The sequence below is a fragment of the Paraburkholderia kururiensis genome (assembly GCF_034424375.1).
GTDB lineage: Bacteria > Pseudomonadota > Gammaproteobacteria > Burkholderiales > Burkholderiaceae > Paraburkholderia > Paraburkholderia kururiensis_A.
Window position 1 is genome coordinate 3,578,408 of record NZ_CP139965.1, and the last position, 15,980, is coordinate 3,594,387.

Below are 15,980 nucleotides of genomic sequence, written 5' to 3' on the forward strand. Positions count from 1 at the left end.
CCACGAGGATGCAATGGACACCACACTCGCCACTTTCGAAAAAGATGTGATCGCTGCCTCGACGCTCGCGCCGGTGCTGGTGGACTTCTGGGCGCCGTGGTGCGGCCCGTGCCGGACACTCGGCCCGATGCTCGAGCGCCTTGAAACCGAGTACGGCGGCAAATGGAAGCTCGTGAAGGTCAACGTCGACGAGAACCAGGAGCTGGCGGCGCATTTCCAGGTGCGCAGCATTCCGCACGTGATCGCGTTTGCGGACGGTCGTCCGGTGGATCAGTTCGTCGGCGTGCTGCCCGAGGGTCAGTTGCGCGCGTTCCTCGACCGGCTCGTGCCCGACGGCGCCGAAGCGGCGCGCCGCGCAGCGCTCGCCGCGCTCGAGGAAGGCCGCCGTGACGAGGCCTACGATGCGTTGAAGGCCGCGCTTGCCTACGACCCCGGCTACGACGACGCGCGCATGGACCTGATCGAAATGCTGCTGGAAGATCAGCGCATCGACGACGCCCGTGCCGAAGTGGAACTGCTTTCGCCCAAGACGACGCAAGGCATCGACGCCCGCTTCAACGCGCTGAAAACGCGGCTCGACGCGGTGGACGCCGCCGCCGATCTGCCGCCCACCGATGCGCTGGAAGCCCGCGTAACGGCCAATCCGGGCGACCTCGAAGCGCGCTTCGACCTGGCGAGCGCGCTGATCGCCCGCCGCCAGTACGCGGGCGCGCTCGAGCATCTGCTGGAAATCGTGAAGCGCGACCGGTCGTTCCGCGAGGACATCGGCCGCAAGACGATGTTGTCGGTATTCGATCTCGCGGCCGGGCAGCCGCAGCTCGTGAGCGAATGGCGCCGCAAGCTGAGCGCGGCGCTTTATTGACAGCGTCTTTCCGGGCGAGCCGTTTTGCGCTTCACGAGCATCACCCCCACGCTTGCACGACGCGGCCTTCGGGCCGCGTTCGTTTTCATGCGCCCGTGACAGATCGCGCGCCGAGGCTTTCGCCCCTCGCCGCGTCCGTCGCGCGCCGGGCGAGCGCACGCAGCACGTGCGAGGCCGCCGCGAAGCCGAAGCTCGCGGTCACGCACACGCTCGACCCGAAGCCCGCGCAGTTGAGGCCCACCGGCCCGCTGTGCCCCGGCGACGTGCTCACGTGCTCGGCTTCGGCGTCGATGTCGCAGACGGCCGTTTCGGGGTAGATGAGCGGCTCGTCCGAATACACGGCGCTCACCTTGAACTTCGCCTTCGGTCCGCGCGGAAAGCCGTGCTGCTTGCGTAGCTGCGCGCGCACTTTCGAAAGCAGCGGGTCCTGAATGGTGAGCGCGAGGTCGTCGATGCGAATGCGCGTGGGGTCCAGTTGGCCGCCCGCGCCGCCCACCGTCACGAGCGCCTGCCCGCGCGCCACGCACCACGCGATGAGCGCGGTTTTCGTGCGCACGCTGTCGATGGCGTCGATCACATAGTCGAAGCCCGCGCCCAGCAGCGCGTCGAAATTGTCGGGCTCCACGAAGTCCTCCACGAGCCGCACCTTGCAGGCCGGATCGATCAGCGCGATCCGCTCGGCCATGGCTTCCACCTTGGGCTTGCCGTAGTTGCCGTCGAGCGCGTGGATCTGTCGGTTCGTGTTGCTTTCGGCCACGTTGTCGAGGTCGATCAGCGTGATCGTACCCACCGCGCTGCGCGCGAGCGCCTCGGCTGCCCACGACCCCACTCCGCCTATGCCGATCACCGCCACGTGAGCGCGCTCGAAGCCGGCCAGCGCGGCGTCACCGTAAAGCCGCGCGATGCCGCCGAAGCGGCGGGCGCGATCGGCGGCTTCAGGCTCGGCGACGCTGGAGGTAAGATCGGGACTGGCGTGGTGGGCAGTGAGGCCGGAGGTAGGCATGGCTGAACGCGGAAACGGAAGAAAGCGCTGCGGATCCGGCTGCCTGATCTGGCAACCGCGGCCTGCAACGGCGCGGCGGCGAACGACGAAGCGCGGGCAACCCGTATTTTGCCTGATCGCGCGCAAGGAAACGGTGGGGCCTTGCACGCGCGTGCGAGCGCACGCAGAAAATTCACACCCCGGCTATACTGGCCTAATTGAAGCGTGCGCATAAAACATGACTTCCCTCGCTAATCTCCGCAAGAATTATTCGCTCGGCTCACTCGACGTGACCGACGTGGATCCCAACCCGATCCACCAATTCCAGAAATGGCTCGCCGAGGCGCTCGACGCCAAACTGCCCGAACCGAACGCGATGACGCTCGCCACGGTGGACGAGAACGGTCGTCCTACCGCGCGGATCCTGCTCATCAAGGGCGTGGACGAACAGGGCTTCGTCTTCTTCACGAATTACGAAAGCCGCAAGGGCCACGAACTGGCCGCCAATCCGCACGCCAGCCTGCTCTTCTACTGGATCGAGCTGGAACGGCAAGTGCGCATCGACGGCAGCGTCGTCAAGACAAGCGCCGAAGAAAGCGACGCCTACTTCGCCTCGCGTCCGCTCGGCTCGCGCATCGGTGCCTGGGCATCCGAACAGAGCAAGGAAATTGAAAGCCGCGCCGTGCTGGAAGCACGCGAACGCGACATGGCAGCGAAGTACGGCGAACATCCGCCGCGCCCGCCGCACTGGGGCGGCTATCGGCTCATGCCGCACGCCATCGAGTTCTGGCAGGGTCGTCCGTCCCGCTTGCACGACCGCATTCTCTACACGCGCGAGACAGGCGGCGACTGGCGAATCGCGCGGCTGTCGCCTTGACGTCAAGGCGTTGACGAACACCGGCGCGCGGGGCGCACCCGGCGCGCAGTGAAAACACGGATCGCGTTCTCCATCGGGGTAACACGCAGCACAAAAGGAGCGCATCGGCGCGATCCACGAGCTTTGCTTTGTATTTCATCGGACACGGAGAAATCACATGTTCTGGGAGAAGAAGCTGGCGCAGTGGGTGCAGGAAGTACGGGACAAGGCGAACCTGCCGGCGCGTCTCGTGCTCTGGGACGGACAACAACACGACTTCGGCAACTTCGCGGCGCCACAGGTCACGCTGAAGGTCAACAGCGCGTCGGCGCTGCCGCTTCTGCTCGAACCGAGCCTCGACAACCTCGGCGAAGCGTATGTGAAGGGCAAGATCGACATCGAGGGCAAGCTCTCGGACATCATCAACATCGGCTATTCGCTGGCACGAAGCACGGTCACCAATGCGAGCAAGCTCGCCCGCGTGCGCCGCTACTTCAACCACACGAAGGCGTCGGACAAGAAAGCGATCCAGTATCACTACGACGTCTCGAACGAGTTCTACAAGCTGTGGCTCGACGAGAACATGGTCTATTCGTGCGCCTATTTCGAGAACGGCAACGAAGATCTGGGCACCGCGCAGCTCAAGAAGATCGACCACATTCTCACCAAGATCCAGTTGCAGCCGGGCCAGCGTCTGCTCGACATCGGCTGCGGCTGGGGCGCACTCGTGTTGCGCGCCGCGCAGAAGTTCGGCGCCAACTGTGTGGGCGTCACGCTCTCGCAAAACCAGTTCGACCTTGCCACCGAACGCGTGAAGGCCGCCGGCCTCTCGGACCGCATCGAGATCCGCCTGCAGGACTATCGCGACGTGGAGGGCCAGTTCGATCGCATCACGAGCGTCGGCATGTTCGAACACGTGGGGCGCAAGAACCTGCCCGGCTATTTCCGCAAGATGCACGACCTGCTCACCGACGAAGGTATCGCGATGAATCACGGCATCACGTCGTCGGATGCGGATAGCGGCGAGACCTCGCTGGGCGGCGGCGAATTCATCGACCGCTACGTGTTTCCAGACGGCGAACTCCCGCACATCGGCCTCGTGCTCGAATCGATGCAGCGCGGCGGGCTGGAAGCAATTGACGCCGAGAGCCTGCGCCGTCACTATGCGCACACCCTCGACATCTGGGCGGAGCGGTTCGAAACGCACGCGGAAGAAGCGCGAAAGCTCGTGGACGACGAGAAATTCCGCATCTGGCGCGTGTATCTGGCGGGCTGCGCCTACGCGTTCGAACACGACGACGTGTCGCTCTTCCAGGTGGTGTGCCGCAAGGCCGGACGCAGCGCGAAAACGCTGCCGTGGTCGCGCCGCTACATGTACGAAAAGCCGCTGTAAGCACTTCGCCGGCGCTGCATAGGCGCTCGCAAGGATGGCCGCCGTGCCGCAGACGCACGGCGGCGCCCAGGAAACACCGACAGGATTAGATGAACGAAGGCGCTGCACCGGCCGCTCACGAGCCCAACGCAATCGACGCTACCGCGCCGTGCGAAAGCACCGCGGAAAGTGCCGCGGACGGTGGTCCCGCGCAGCAGTTCGACCTCTTCGGCGAGCCGCTGCCGCCGCAAAATGCGGCTCAGCCGGCGGCTTCATCCGCCACGCAGACCGGGGCTTCGGCTTCCACCACACCGAAAAAGTCGCGCGGGCGCGCCGCCGTGCTGGCTGCGCCGCCCAACGACGACGTGCTCAACATCGCCCGCACGTTGCCCGGCGAAGTGCATCTCGGCACGTCGTCGTGGTCGTTTCCCGGCTGGAAGGGCATTGTGTACGGCGACGAGTACAGCAACTCGAAGCTCTCGCGCGACGGTCTCGCCGCCTACGGCGCACACCCGCTGCTGCGCACCGTGAGTATCGATCGCTCGTTCTATGCGCCGCTCACCGTTGCTGACTATCTGCGGTACGCACAGCAGGTGCCCGACACGTTTCGCTTCATCGTGAAGTGCCCGGCGCTGATTACCGACGCCGTGGTGCGCGGAGAGCGCGGCGAGCCGGTCGAGGCGAATCCGTGCTTTCTGAATGCACAACTCGCCATCGACGAATTCGTACGGCCGTGTCTTGAGGGGCTTGGCGTGCGAGCCGGGGCGCTCGTGTTCCAGTTTCCGCCGCTGCCCGACGCGCTGCTTGCCGATCCGGCCGGCTTCATCGAGCGGCTCTCGGCGTTCCTCGCCGCGCTGCCGCCGCTACCCGCCGCCGAGCCCGCCGTGGGCCCCGGACCGTGCTACGCGGTCGAAATTCGCGACGCCAGCCTGCTGACACCGCGCTTCATCCGCGCGCTGCGCGCCGCGGGCGTGCGATATTGCGTCGGGCTGCACGCTCGCATGCCTGACCCGTTGCGGCAGGCGGCGGCGCTCGCGCTGCTGGACGGCGACACGCCCGCCGGTCCGCTGATCGTGCGCTGGAGCCTGCACAGCGGCTTCAAGTACGAGCAGGCGAAGGCGAAATACGAGCCGTTCGACAAGCTCGTCGACGAAGATCCGTACACGCGCCAGGCGCTCGCCGAGCTGGCCGCGCGCTATGCGATTGCGGGCCAGCCGGTACTGATCGCGACGAACAACAAGGCGGAAGGCTCGGCGCCGCTTACGTGCATTGAACTCGCTCGCGAGATCGGCGCGGCGTGCACGAGGATGCGCGAAGAGGAAGGAGAAAAAGGAGTCGAGGCAACCTGAGGGGGATTGGCGAAGAGGCGCCAGGCGCCGCGCGTGCCCTCGCACAGCGGCGCGGCGCCCGGCGCGCCGCTGTGCGGCTCACGCCTCACGCCCCGCGCATGCGGTGCGCGAACTTCTGCCGGAACTTGGCCACCTTCGGCGCCACCACGAACGCGCAGTAACCCTGCTCGGGATGCTGCGCGAAGTAGTTCTGGTGATAAGCCTCAGCCGGCCAGTAATTGCCCTCAAGCGGCAGCACCTGCGTGACGATCTGCCCGTCGTAGACGCCTTCGGCCGCCAGTTCGCGAATGGCCTGCAATGCGGTTTCGCGCTGCGCCTCTGAATGCGTGAAGATCACCGACCGGTACTGCGTGCCGACGTCGTTACCCTGGCGATTCAGCTGCGTCGGGTCGTGGATCGCAAAGAAGATGTCGAGGATGTCGCGATAGCCGATTTTCGACGGGTCGAACTGCACTTTCACGACTTCCGCGTGTCCGGTATTGCCGTCACAGACCTGCTCGTACGACGGCTGGTCGACGTGCCCGCCCGCGTAACCGGACTCCACCGCCACCACGCCGTCGACGTCCAGAAACACCGCTTCGAGGCACCAGAAACATCCGCCGCCGAGGGTGGCGGTTTCAACTGCCTGACTCATGGAATTCCTCCTTGGATAGTCCGCGCCGCGCCCGCTGCAAGCGGCTGCACGCACGCGAATGACGCTAGAATGGGGGCAATTCACGCGTTTTCTACATGACCTTCGCTCCAGTTTTCGTCCTGCCGGCGCCCGCCCCGCTATCGCCCGTGCTCGTTGCTACGGAGACCGTACCGCGATGACGCACCGCGCCAAAGCCCCCAATTTCGACGACAAGGCGTTCCGCCACGCGCTCGGCCAGTTCGCCACGGGCGTAACCGTCATCACCACGCGCGCGCCGTCGGGCCAGCTGATCGGCATTACCGCGAGTTCGTTCAATTCGGTGTCGCTGAATCCGCCGCTCGTGCTGTGGAGCCTCGCGACGCGTTCGGCGTCGATGCCGGTGTTCCAGACGAACAGCCATTATGTGGTGAATGTGCTTGCAGCATCACAACTCGATCTCTGCAAGCGCTTCGCCACCGTAAAGGGCGACCGCTTCGAGGGCGTGGCGCATGCGGCCGGCGACACCGGCATGCCGGTGCTCGAAGGTGCGCTCGCCTGGTTCGAATGCCACAACCGCAGCCGCTACGAGGAAGGCGACCACGTGATCTTCGTGGGTGAAGTGGAGCGCTGCGGCGTACGCGAGGGCGCCGGAGAAGTGTCGCCGCTCGTGTTCCATAACGGCGGCTTTCATCGGATCGAGCCGCTCTGACGATCGCCCCGCGGCTCAGCCTACAAAAGCGGGCGCGCTCGCATCGGAATCAGAAACGCCGGCCATCGGCACGCCGTCACGAACCGCCCGCCTTCCCTGCGGCGCGCGCCACCAGATCCACCGGCACGCCGGTATCGTCCTTCAGCGTCTGCAGCACGATGTTCGAACGGATGTCCATGACGCCTGGCGCGTTGTAGAGCTTGTTCAGTACGAAGTCCGAGTAATGCTTGAGGTTGTGAGCCAGCACGCGCAGCAGGTAATGCGTCTCGCCGGTCACCACGTACGCGCCCACTACCTCGGGCCAGTCGCGCAGCGCCTGCGCGAACCGTTCGTGCCAGTTCTGCTGGTCGTTGCGCATGGACACCTGGACGAACGCCTCCAGCTCGAAACCGAGCACCTCGCGATTCAGGCACGCGCGGTAGCGCTCGATCACACCCTGCTCCTCCAGCAGGCGCAATCGCCTCAGGCACGCGGACGGCGACAGTGAAATGCGGTCCGCCAGGTCCAGGTTGCTGATTCTGCCCTCGTTCTGAAGTACCGCCAGAATGCGGCAATCCGTGGCGTCGAGCGAGATTGCGTTCATTTTCGGTCTCCCTTTCCGCTTTCCATCAAATTATGTTCCAACGGCACCCCGTTGCGGTGATTTTTTTGCAAGCACATTTCGTGACAGGGCACCTATCATTCAAAGGATCAGCCCGCCGCGGCGCGGCGAGTTCACGACCACTTGCAGGACATCCGCAGACATGGACGCGCTTTGGGACATTTCTCCGCCCGTCGGACCGCAAACGCCGGTATGGCCGGGCGACACGCCGGTCGGCATCGAGCGCGTGTGGCGCATGGAGTCGGGCTCGCCGGTGAATGTCGGCCGGCTCACGTTCTCGCCGCACACCGGCGCGCACGCCGACGCGCCCCTGCACTACGACGCGCACGGCGCCCCGATTGGCGAGGTGCCGCTCGACGCCTATCTCGGCCCGTGCCGCGTGATCCATTGCATCGGCGCGGCGCCGCTCGTGACGCCGGAACACGTCGCAGCGGCACTCGCTGACGGCATGCCGCCGCGCGTGCTGCTGCGCACCTGGCAGCGCGCGCCGGTTGCCGAATGGGACAGCCGTTTTTGCGCCGTGGCGCCGCAGACCGTCGATCTGCTCGCCTCGCACGGCGTGAAGCTGATCGGCATCGACACCCCTTCGCTCGACCCGCAGGACTCCAGGACCATGGATTCGCACGGCCGCATTCGCGCACATCGCATGGCGATTCTGGAAGGCCTCGTGCTCGACGCGGTGGAACCCGGCGACTACGAGCTGATCGCGCTGCCGCTGCGCCTCGCCACGTTGGACGCAAGCCCCGTGCGCGCCGTGCTGCGCGCGCTGCCACGCCAAGCCTGAGGCCGCAGGCGCTTCAGCGATGTCTCGCGTCGCCTGAGCCGGCGCCGGCCCGACCCTTTTCTTTCGACTGGAGCACCATGAAACACCGTGAAGAAGCCCTGGCGCTGGACCGCGCCGACCCGCTTGCACCGCTGCGCGACCAGTTCGCGCTCGCACCGGACACTATCTACCTCGACGGCAACTCGCTGGGCGTGCCGCCGAAGGCGGCCGCCGCCCGCGCGCAGCAGGTGATCGGCGCCGAATGGGGCGAGGGACTCATTCGCAGCTGGAACGCCGCGGGTTGGTTCGCGCTGCCGCGCCGGCTCGGCAACAAGCTGGCGCCGTTGATCGGCGCGGCCGAAGACGAAGTGGTGGTCACCGACACCATCTCCATCAACCTCTTCAAGGTGCTCTCGGCGGCGCTGCGGCTGCAAGACGCGCGCGATCCGGGCCGTCGCGTGATCGTGTCGGAGCGTTCGAATTTCCCGAGCGATCTGTACATCGCGCAGGGGCTCATCGAGCAGCTCGATCGCGGCTATGAACTGCGCCTCGTCGACGACCCCGCCGAGCTGCCCGAGGCCATCGGCAGCGACACGGCCGTCGCGATGATCACGCACGTGAACTACCGCACGGGCTACATGCACGACATGGCCGCGCTCACGCAGCTGATTCACCAGAGCGGCGCGCTCGCGCTGTGGGACCTCGCGCATTCGGCGGGCGCCGTGCCGGTCGATCTCAACGGCGTCGCCGCCGATTACGCCGTGGGCTGCACCTACAAGTACCTCAACGGCGGCCCCGGCTCGCCGGCCTTCGTCTGGGTACCGAAGCGCCATCAGGACGCGTTCTCGCAACCGCTCTCGGGCTGGTGGGGGCACCGCGCGCCGTTCCAGATGGACCCGGTGTACCAGCCCGGTCCGGGCATCGGTCGCTATCTGTGCGGCACGCAGCCGATGGTCTCGATGGCGCTCGTCGAGTGCGGGCTCGACGTGTTCCTGCAAACCGGCATGCACGAGATTCGCCGCAAGTCGCTCGCGCTCACGGACCTCTTCATCGACCTCGTCGAATCGCGCTGCGCCGGCCACGCGCTGCATCTCGTGACGCCGCGCGCGCACACTCAGCGCGGCTCGCACGTGAGCTTCGCGCATCCGCACGGCTACGAGGTGATGCAGGCGCTGATCGCGCGCAACGTGATCGGCGACTATCGCGAGCCGCACGTGCTGCGCTTCGGCTTCACGCCGCTTTATCTGCGCTACGTGGATGTGTGGGACGCCGTGGAAACGCTGCGCGACGTGCTGGAAAGCGAAAGCTGGCGCGCGCCCGAATTTGCCGCACGCGGCGCCGTGACCTGAGGAGACAGCGATGACCGATCACATGGAAGTGCCGGGCGAACCGGTCGAGCGGGTCGACGAGCAGCGCGGCGGCTGTCCGTTCGGACATGGCGCAGCGGGCCCGCACGGCTCCGAAGTCAAGCACGCGGGGCACGCCGGACACGTCGTGCCCGAAGCGCCGTCAGCGGGCGATGCCGGCTGGCACAGCGCCCAGCTCGATTTCTCGAAGTCGATGAGCTACGGCGATTACCTTTCGCTCGACCCGATTCTCTCTGCGCAGCATCCGCTCTCGCCGGACCACAACGAGATGCTGTTCATCATCCAGCATCAGACGAGCGAACTGTGGATGAAGCTCGCGCTCTACGAACTGCGCGCGGCGCTTGCCTGCGTGCACCGCGACGACCTGCCGCCCGCGTTCAAAATGCTCGCGCGCGTGTCGCGCGTCTTCGAGCAGTTGGTCCAGGCGTGGAACGTTCTCGCCACCATGACGCCCTCGGAGTACACGGCGATGCGGCCGTACCTGGGCGCGTCGTCGGGATTCCAGTCGTATCAGTACCGGCTGCTCGAATTTCTGCTCGGCAACAAGAACGACCAGATGCTCAAGCCGCACGCGCACCGGCCCGATGTCTTCGCGCAGGTGCAGGCCGCGCTCGAAGCGCCGTCGTTCTATGACGAAGTGGTGTGCCTGCTCGCCCGCCGCGGCTTTCCGATTGCGCAGGAGCGGCTCGAGCGCGACTGGACGCAGCCGACGGCGCACGATGCGTCGGTGGAAGCCGCCTGGCTCGAGGTGTATCGCGATCCGTCGCGACATTGGGACCTGTACGAGATGGCCGAGGAGTTGGTGGATCTCGAGGACGCGTTTCGCCAGTGGCGCTTCCGTCACATGACGACGGTGGAGCGGATCATCGGCTTCAAGCAGGGCACGGGCGGCACGAACGGCGCGCCGTATCTGCGCAAAATGCTGGACGTGGTGCTGTTTCCCGAGCTTTGGCACGTCAGGACGGTTTTGTAGCGTGCCGTGTCGCGCCGCGCGGCGCGGCGCGGCGCGGCGCGACGTTTGTGCATCAAGCTGGGCGCGACATGAAAAAAGGCGTGCCGGGTTCGTCCCGGCACGCCTTCCTGTTTATGGTTCCTGACGCTACAGGCTGCTTAGGGCAGGGGCAGCCCGCTTAGACCACCACCGTCTGCGCTTCGCCCGCGGCGCTCTCGCGCACGAAGCCGATCTTCCAGACCTGCTCGCCCGCAGCCGACAGCAGGCCGATGGCCTTGTCGGCATCCGCTGCCGCAACGACGACTGCCATGCCGATCCCGCAGTTGAACACGCGGTGCATTTCAGCATCGGCCACGCCGCCGTGCTTTTGCAGCCACGAGAAGAGCGGCGGCAGCGGCCATGCGCGGTGGTCGAGTTCGGCCGTGAGTCCTTCGCGCAGCACGCGCGGAATGTTCTCGACGAGCCCGCCGCCCGTGATGTGCGCCATGCCCTTCACCGGCAGTTGTTCCATCAGCGAGAGGAGCGGCTTCACATAGATGCGCGTGGGTGCCATCAGCGCGTCGGCGAGCGACCGGCCGTCGAAGTCGGCGGAAAGGTCCGGCTGCGCGCGCTCGATAACCTTGCGCACGAGCGAAAAACCGTTCGAATGGATGCCGCTCGACGCGAGGCCCAGCACGACGTCGCCCGGCGTGATCGTGCTGCCGTCGATGATCTTGCTCTTTTCCACTGCGCCGACCGCAAAGCCCGCGAGGTCGTATTCGCCGTCCGGGTACATGCCCGGCATTTCGGCCGTCTCACCGCCGATCAACGCGCAACCCGCCAGCTCGCAGCCGTAGGCAATGCCCTTCACGACCGTCGCGGCCGTGCCCACTTCGAGCTTGCCGCAGGCGAAATAGTCGAGGAAGAACAGCGGTTCGGCGCCCTGCACCAGAATGTCGTTGACGCTCATGGCCACGAGGTCCTGGCCCACGGTGTCGTGTTTGTTCAGATGGAATGCGAGCTTGAGCTTGGTGCCCACGCCGTCGGTGCCGGACACGAGCACCGGCTCGCGGTACTTCTTCGGCACCTCGAAAAGCGCACCGAATCCGCCGATGCCGGCGAGCACGCCGTCGCGCATCGTCTTCCTGGCAAAGGGCTTGATCGCGTCGACGAGGGCGTCGCCTGCGTCGATGTCCACGCCGGCATCGCGATACGACAGTCCCTGGGCGTTCGGGTCGGATTTCGGTTGATTCATGGGGAAGAGCGAGAAGGTCGGTAAAATGCGATTTTACCCGATGCCGGCCGCCTGGCTGAATTCGCCTGTCCGACCACCTTGGGAAAACAACCTTGTCGCAGAACTCCCCGATTTTCACGCCATACCAGCGCCAGGCCTTCATCTGGGCCGCGCTCGCCATGGCCTTCGGCATCGTGCTGTGGCTCCTGCGGCCGGTGCTCACGCCGTTCCTGCTCGGCGCGATTCTCGCTTACATCCTGCAGCCGGGCGTGGCCTGGCTCGTGCGCCATCGCGTGCCGCGCGGGCTTGCCGCCCTGCTCATGATGCTGCTGTTCGCGCTCGTCATCACGCTGCTCGTCGTGCTGGTGCTCGCCGTCGTGCAAAACGAGGTGCCGCAGCTGAAGCAGCAGGTGCCGGCGCTTTTCGCACATCTGCACGACTGGCTGCAGCCGAAGCTCGCGCTGCTGGGCCTCGCCAATCCGCTCGATTTCGCGAGCCTGCGCGACACGGTGATGGGGCAGCTCGAAGGCAGCGCGCAGTCCGTGGCGCTCGCTGCATGGGCCTCCATTCGCACCAGCGGCAACGTCATGATTTCCGTGATCGGCAACGTGGTCATGGTGCCGCTCGTGCTGTTCTATCTGCTCTACGACTGGAACGCGATGATCGGCCGCGTGCAGGGCTTCATTCCGCGCCGCTGGCTCGGGCGCACCAGCGAACTCGTGAGTGAAATGGACCGCATGCTTTCGCAGTACCTGCGCGGCCAGTTGCTCGTGATGGTCGTGCTCGCGGCGTACTACGCCATTGCGCTCAGCATCGCGCGGTTCGAGATCGCGCTGCCCGTGGGCGTCTTCACGGGGCTCGCCGTGTTCATTCCGTACGTGGGGTACGCGACGGGCCTCGGCCTCGCGCTCATCGCCGCGCTGCTCCAGTTCGGCGACTGGTACGGCTTCGGCGCCGTAGCCCTGATCTACGGCGTCGGGCAGATTCTCGAAGGCTTCTTTCTGACGCCGCGGCTCGTGGGCGAGCGCATCGGCTTGCATCCGCTCGCCGTCATCTTCGCGTTGCTCGCGTTCGGACAGCTGTTCGGCTTCTTCGGCGTGCTGATCGCGCTGCCCGTGAGCGCCGTGCTTGCCGTGGCGCTGCGCGAACTGCGCCGCGGGTACCTCGCCAGCGCGCTCTACAAGAACTGATATCCGATACCGCATTTCGCTTTTATCCGACTGTGCTTCGACAGCTGACGCTCGATCTCGGCACCCCGCCGCCATCGACATTCGACAATTTCTTCGCGGGCCCGAACACGGAGCTCGTCGCGCGCCTGCGCGAACTCGACGCCGCGCTCGCGGCCGGTCCCGTCGCGGACCGCACGTTCTACGTCTGGGGCGAAGCCGGCAGCGGCCGCAGCCATCTGCTCCAGGCGCTGGTCCATGAAACGCCGCCGGGCCACGCGCGCTTCGCCGGTCCGCAAAGCGGACTGGCGGCCTTCTCGTTCGATCCGGCCGTCTCCATCTACGCCATCGACGATTGCGACGCGCTTTCGGGCGCCCAGCAGATCGCGTTGTTCAACCTGTTCAACGAGGTGCGCGCGCATCCCACGAGCGCGCTCGTCGCGACCGGCAACGCGGCGCCCATCGCGCTCGCTGTGCGCGAGGATCTGCGCACGCGGCTCGGCTGGGGTCTCGTCTATCACCTCGCGCCGCTCGCGGACGAAGGCAAGGCCGCCGTGCTGAAACAGGCGGCGCGCGAGCGCGGCATCGCCCTCGCCGACGACGTGCCCGCCTACCTGCTCACGCACTATCGCCGCGACATGCCGAGCCTGATGGCGCTGCTCGACGCGCTCGACCGCTTTTCGCTCGAACAGAAACGCGCCGTCACGCTGCCGCTGCTGCGCGCCATGCTGGCCTCGCCGGAGAAGACAGCGCACAGCACGGCGGACGGTGCGCCGGACGGCGGCAACGCCTTCACCCGCTTCAAGTAAAATGAGCCCCCATGGCCAATCTCGCACTCTTCGACCTCGATCACACGCTCATCCCCACCGACAGCGACCACGAATGGGGCCGCTTCATGGTGAAGCTCGGCATTGTGGACGGCGAAAGTTTCGCGCGTCAGAACGACCGCTTCTTCGCCGACTACAAGGCGGGCGTGCTGGACATTCACGCGTATCTCGTCGCCATGCTCACGCCGCTTGCGAAGTACCCGCGCGCGCAGCTCAAGATCTGGCACGACCAGTACATGCATGAAGTCATCAAGCCGGCCATCGTGCCAGCCGCGCTCGAACTCGTGCGCGAGCACAAGGACGCCGGCGACCTCTGCTGCATGGTGACCGCCACGAACGAATTCATCACGGCGCCTATCGCCGAAGTGTTCGGCGTGCACAAGCTGATTGCGTGCGAAGTGGAAACCGTGGACGGCCAGCCGCATTCCGATTACACGGGCCGTCCTACCGGCACGCCGAGCTACCGCGAAGGCAAGATCGTGCGCACGGAGGCATGGCTCGCCTCGCTCGGCAAAACGTGGTCGGACTTCGAGCGCAGCTACTTCTACAGCGATTCGCACAACGACATTCCGCTGCTCGAAAAAGTCACCGACCCGATCGCGACCAACCCTGACGACACGCTGCGCGCTCACGCACAGGCGAAGGGCTGGCGCATTCTCGACCTCTTCCAACCCTCGTGATCAAGAAACTCATCCGCAAGCTGTTCGGTCAGGACACGGCCACCGCGGCCGGCTCGTCCGATGCCGGCGACCCGCAGTCAGGCTCGACGTCCGGCTCGCATTCAGACTCCCACGCGGCCGACGAAGCGGCGCAAGACGGCTCGAAAGCGCGTCGGCGCCCCGCACGCAGCAAGGCCGGCAAAGCGGCGGCGCAGGCGGGCGATCCCGATGCGCCGGTCATCCTCTCGTCGGACGTTCACGGCATCAACCCCTCGCTCATTTCACGTAACGCAGTGCGCGTGACCGAAGGCCTGCAGCAGGCGGGATTCCGTGCGTTCATCGTGGGCGGCGCCGTGCGCGATCTGCTGCTCGGCATCGCCCCGAAGGATTTCGACGTCGCCACCGACGCCACGCCGGACCAGGTTCAACGCCTCTTTCGCCGCGCGCGCCTGATCGGCCGGCGCTTCCAGATCGTTCACGTGCAGTTCGGCCAGGAGATCATCGAAGTCTCCACGTTCCGTGCGCTCGTCGATCCGCCGCCGCCCTCGCTCGAAGAAGGCGTAAGTGCCGAAGCGCCGCCGAAGCGTTATCGCCGCGACGAACTCGACCGCCGCACGCACGCGGTGGATGCGAGCGGCCGCGTGCTGCGCGACAACGTCTGGGGCGAACAGCACGAAGACGCCACGCGCCGCGACTTCACGATCAACGCGATGTACTACGACCCGGCCACGCAGACCGTGCTCGACTATCACAACGGGATGGCCGACATGCGCGCGCGGTTGCTGCGAATGATCGGCGACCCGGCCACGCGCTATCGCGAAGATCCGGTGCGGATGCTGCGGGTGGTGCGCTTTGCGGCGAAGCTCGGCTTCGAGATAGAAGACCGCACACGCGCGCCTATTCAGGAACTCGCCGACCTCATCAACAACGTGCCCGCCGCGCGTCTGTTCGACGAAATGCTGAAGCTGCTGCTTTCGGGCCACGCGCTCGCGTGTCTGCAGCGGCTGCGCAGGGAAGGCTTGCATCACGGCCTGCTGCCACTGCTCGACGTGGTGCTCGAACAGCCGCAAGGCGAGAAGTTCATCACGCTCGCGCTGTCCAGCACCGACGCCCGCGTGCGCGCCGGCAAGCCCGTCTCGCCGGGTTTCCTGTTCGCCACGCTGTTGTGGCACGACGTGCAGCAGCGCTACCAGCAGTACGTCGCCGAGGGCGACTATCCGGTGCCCGCACTGCACCGCGCGATGGACGACGTGATCGACGCGCAGACCGAGAAGCTCGCCATCCATCGCCGCTTCTCGTCGGACATGCGCGAGATCTGGGGCTTGCAGTTGCGCCTCGAAAAGCACTCGGGCCGCAGCGCGCTGAAGCTGCTGGAACACCAAAGATTTAGAGCGGGGTATGATTTCCTCCTGTTACGCTGCGAGTCAGGCGAGCTGGATAAGGCCGTGGGCGCGTGGTGGACGGAGTTCATCGAAGGAGATGCGGCTGCGCGCGAAGCATTGCTCGCGCAAGGCGGGAAGGACCGGACGCCCAGAAAACGACGGCGGCGCGGTGGCGCCAGAAACCGCAAGACGGGCGACGGAGTGGAGGACGGCACAGCAGCGGGTCGGCACGCATCCGGCGAGGTGAGCCACAACGGCGCACACGAGGATTGATCGGGCTGGCGCTTTCGCCGTCAAACGAAAGTCG

Annotated in this window: 16 protein-coding genes; 12 read left to right on the plus strand and 4 right to left on the minus strand. The window is 66.1% G+C overall.

The genetic code is table 11. The annotated features are described in order from the left end of the window. Positions 1 to 13: 13 nt before the first annotated feature. Positions 14 to 862 carry a thioredoxin gene (trxA, locus tag U0042_RS15930; protein WP_114814541.1) on the plus strand — a complete coding sequence of 283 codons (849 nt, stop codon included), beginning with the start codon at positions 14 to 16 and terminating at the stop codon, positions 860 to 862. Positions 863 to 947: 85 nt separating this feature from the next. Here trxA and tcdA read toward each other — a convergent pair whose 3' ends face one another. Further along, positions 948 to 1,865: a tRNA cyclic N6-threonylcarbamoyladenosine(37) synthase TcdA gene (tcdA, locus tag U0042_RS15935; protein ID WP_114814542.1), complete on the minus strand. Its 918-nt coding sequence runs from the start codon at positions 1,863 to 1,865 to the stop codon at positions 948 to 950. A gap of 217 nt (positions 1,866 to 2,082) precedes the next feature. Between tcdA and pdxH the strand changes: the two genes are divergently transcribed. The 3 genes from pdxH (at position 2,083) to U0042_RS15950 (ending at position 5,421) form a co-directional block, all read left to right on the plus strand. Beyond that, positions 2,083 to 2,721: a pyridoxamine 5'-phosphate oxidase gene (gene pdxH, locus U0042_RS15940; protein ID WP_114814543.1), complete on the plus strand. Its 639-nt coding sequence runs from the start codon at positions 2,083 to 2,085 to the stop codon at positions 2,719 to 2,721. A 157-nt stretch (positions 2,722 to 2,878) separates the two neighbouring features. Next, positions 2,879 to 4,093 (plus strand): SAM-dependent methyltransferase, encoded by a 1,215-nt coding sequence (locus U0042_RS15945; RefSeq protein ID WP_114814544.1) that lies wholly within the window; start codon positions 2,879 to 2,881, stop codon positions 4,091 to 4,093. An 89-nt stretch (positions 4,094 to 4,182) separates the two neighbouring features. After that, positions 4,183 to 5,421: a DUF72 domain-containing protein gene (locus tag U0042_RS15950; protein WP_114814545.1), complete on the plus strand. Its 1,239-nt coding sequence runs from the start codon at positions 4,183 to 4,185 to the stop codon at positions 5,419 to 5,421. Positions 5,422 to 5,506: 85 nt separating this feature from the next. On the opposite strand, the gene msrA is transcribed toward U0042_RS15950, so the two are convergent. Further along, complete coding sequence (gene msrA, locus U0042_RS15955) at positions 5,507 to 6,055, minus strand: peptide-methionine (S)-S-oxide reductase MsrA (protein WP_114814546.1); 549 nt, start codon at positions 6,053 to 6,055, stop codon at positions 5,507 to 5,509. A gap of 175 nt (positions 6,056 to 6,230) precedes the next feature. Between msrA and U0042_RS15960 the strand changes: the two genes are divergently transcribed. Further along, positions 6,231 to 6,743, plus strand: coding sequence for a flavin reductase family protein (locus U0042_RS15960; RefSeq protein WP_114814547.1), 513 nt, complete (start codon positions 6,231 to 6,233; stop codon positions 6,741 to 6,743). 76 nt (positions 6,744 to 6,819) lie between these two features. Here the strand turns inward: U0042_RS15960 and U0042_RS15965 are convergent, their stop codons facing one another. Beyond that, positions 6,820 to 7,326 (minus strand): Lrp/AsnC family transcriptional regulator, encoded by a 507-nt coding sequence (locus tag U0042_RS15965; protein WP_114814548.1) that lies wholly within the window; start codon positions 7,324 to 7,326, stop codon positions 6,820 to 6,822. 160 nt (positions 7,327 to 7,486) lie between these two features. Here U0042_RS15965 and kynB point away from each other — a divergent pair, with 160 nt between their 5' ends. From kynB to kynA, 3 genes are all read left to right on the plus strand, one after another. Further along, complete coding sequence (gene kynB, locus U0042_RS15970) at positions 7,487 to 8,128, plus strand: arylformamidase (RefSeq protein WP_114814549.1); 642 nt, start codon at positions 7,487 to 7,489, stop codon at positions 8,126 to 8,128. Between the two features lie 77 nt (positions 8,129 to 8,205). After that, positions 8,206 to 9,456 (plus strand): kynureninase, encoded by a 1,251-nt coding sequence (kynU, locus tag U0042_RS15975; RefSeq protein ID WP_114814550.1) that lies wholly within the window; start codon positions 8,206 to 8,208, stop codon positions 9,454 to 9,456. Positions 9,457 to 9,466: 10 nt separating this feature from the next. Then, positions 9,467 to 10,447: a tryptophan 2,3-dioxygenase gene (gene kynA, locus U0042_RS15980; RefSeq protein ID WP_114814551.1), complete on the plus strand. Its 981-nt coding sequence runs from the start codon at positions 9,467 to 9,469 to the stop codon at positions 10,445 to 10,447. A 157-nt stretch (positions 10,448 to 10,604) separates the two neighbouring features. On the opposite strand, the gene purM is transcribed toward kynA, so the two are convergent. After that, a complete protein-coding gene (gene purM, locus U0042_RS15985; RefSeq protein ID WP_114814552.1) occupies positions 10,605 to 11,660 on the minus strand; it encodes a phosphoribosylformylglycinamidine cyclo-ligase in 1,056 nt (351 codons plus the stop codon). Between the two features lie 92 nt (positions 11,661 to 11,752). Between purM and U0042_RS15990 the strand changes: the two genes are divergently transcribed. Genes U0042_RS15990 through pcnB form a run of 4 tightly spaced genes read left to right on the plus strand, consistent with a single transcriptional unit; the run spans position 11,753 to position 15,946 of the window. Then, positions 11,753 to 12,829, plus strand: a complete 1,077-nt coding sequence (locus tag U0042_RS15990; RefSeq protein ID WP_114814553.1) for an AI-2E family transporter — start codon at positions 11,753 to 11,755, stop codon at positions 12,827 to 12,829. Positions 12,830 to 12,861: 32 nt separating this feature from the next. After that, positions 12,862 to 13,614: a DnaA regulatory inactivator Hda gene (gene hda / locus U0042_RS15995; protein ID WP_114814554.1), complete on the plus strand. Its 753-nt coding sequence runs from the start codon at positions 12,862 to 12,864 to the stop codon at positions 13,612 to 13,614. An 11-nt stretch (positions 13,615 to 13,625) separates the two neighbouring features. Further along, positions 13,626 to 14,312: an HAD family hydrolase gene (locus U0042_RS16000; RefSeq protein WP_114814555.1), complete on the plus strand. Its 687-nt coding sequence runs from the start codon at positions 13,626 to 13,628 to the stop codon at positions 14,310 to 14,312. Further along, positions 14,309 to 15,946, plus strand: coding sequence for a polynucleotide adenylyltransferase PcnB (gene pcnB / locus U0042_RS16005; protein WP_114814556.1), 1,638 nt, complete (start codon positions 14,309 to 14,311; stop codon positions 15,944 to 15,946). The genes U0042_RS16000 and pcnB overlap by 4 nt, the downstream gene beginning before the upstream one ends. The last annotated feature ends 34 nt before the right edge of the window (positions 15,947 to 15,980 follow it).

Excerpts from the sequence above, each read along its gene's own strand:
- trxA (WP_114814541.1), top strand. The coding sequence starts at position 14 with ATGGACACCACACTCGCCACTTTCGAAAAAGATGTGATCGCTGCCTCG.
- tcdA (WP_114814542.1), bottom strand. The coding sequence starts at position 1,865 with ATGCCTACCTCCGGCCTCACTGCCCACCACGCCAGTCCCGATCTTACC.
- pdxH (WP_114814543.1), top strand. The coding sequence starts at position 2,083 with ATGACTTCCCTCGCTAATCTCCGCAAGAATTATTCGCTCGGCTCACTC.
- U0042_RS15945 (WP_114814544.1), top strand. The coding sequence starts at position 2,879 with ATGTTCTGGGAGAAGAAGCTGGCGCAGTGGGTGCAGGAAGTACGGGAC.
- U0042_RS15950 (WP_114814545.1), top strand. The coding sequence starts at position 4,183 with ATGAACGAAGGCGCTGCACCGGCCGCTCACGAGCCCAACGCAATCGAC.
- msrA (WP_114814546.1), bottom strand. The coding sequence starts at position 6,055 with ATGAGTCAGGCAGTTGAAACCGCCACCCTCGGCGGCGGATGTTTCTGG.
- U0042_RS15960 (WP_114814547.1), top strand. The coding sequence starts at position 6,231 with ATGACGCACCGCGCCAAAGCCCCCAATTTCGACGACAAGGCGTTCCGC.
- U0042_RS15965 (WP_114814548.1), bottom strand. The coding sequence starts at position 7,326 with ATGAACGCAATCTCGCTCGACGCCACGGATTGCCGCATTCTGGCGGTA.
- kynB (WP_114814549.1), top strand. The coding sequence starts at position 7,487 with ATGGACGCGCTTTGGGACATTTCTCCGCCCGTCGGACCGCAAACGCCG.
- kynU (WP_114814550.1), top strand. The coding sequence starts at position 8,206 with ATGAAACACCGTGAAGAAGCCCTGGCGCTGGACCGCGCCGACCCGCTT.
- kynA (WP_114814551.1), top strand. The coding sequence starts at position 9,467 with ATGACCGATCACATGGAAGTGCCGGGCGAACCGGTCGAGCGGGTCGAC.
- purM (WP_114814552.1), bottom strand. The coding sequence starts at position 11,660 with ATGAATCAACCGAAATCCGACCCGAACGCCCAGGGACTGTCGTATCGC.
- U0042_RS16000 (WP_114814555.1), top strand. The coding sequence starts at position 13,626 with ATGGCCAATCTCGCACTCTTCGACCTCGATCACACGCTCATCCCCACC.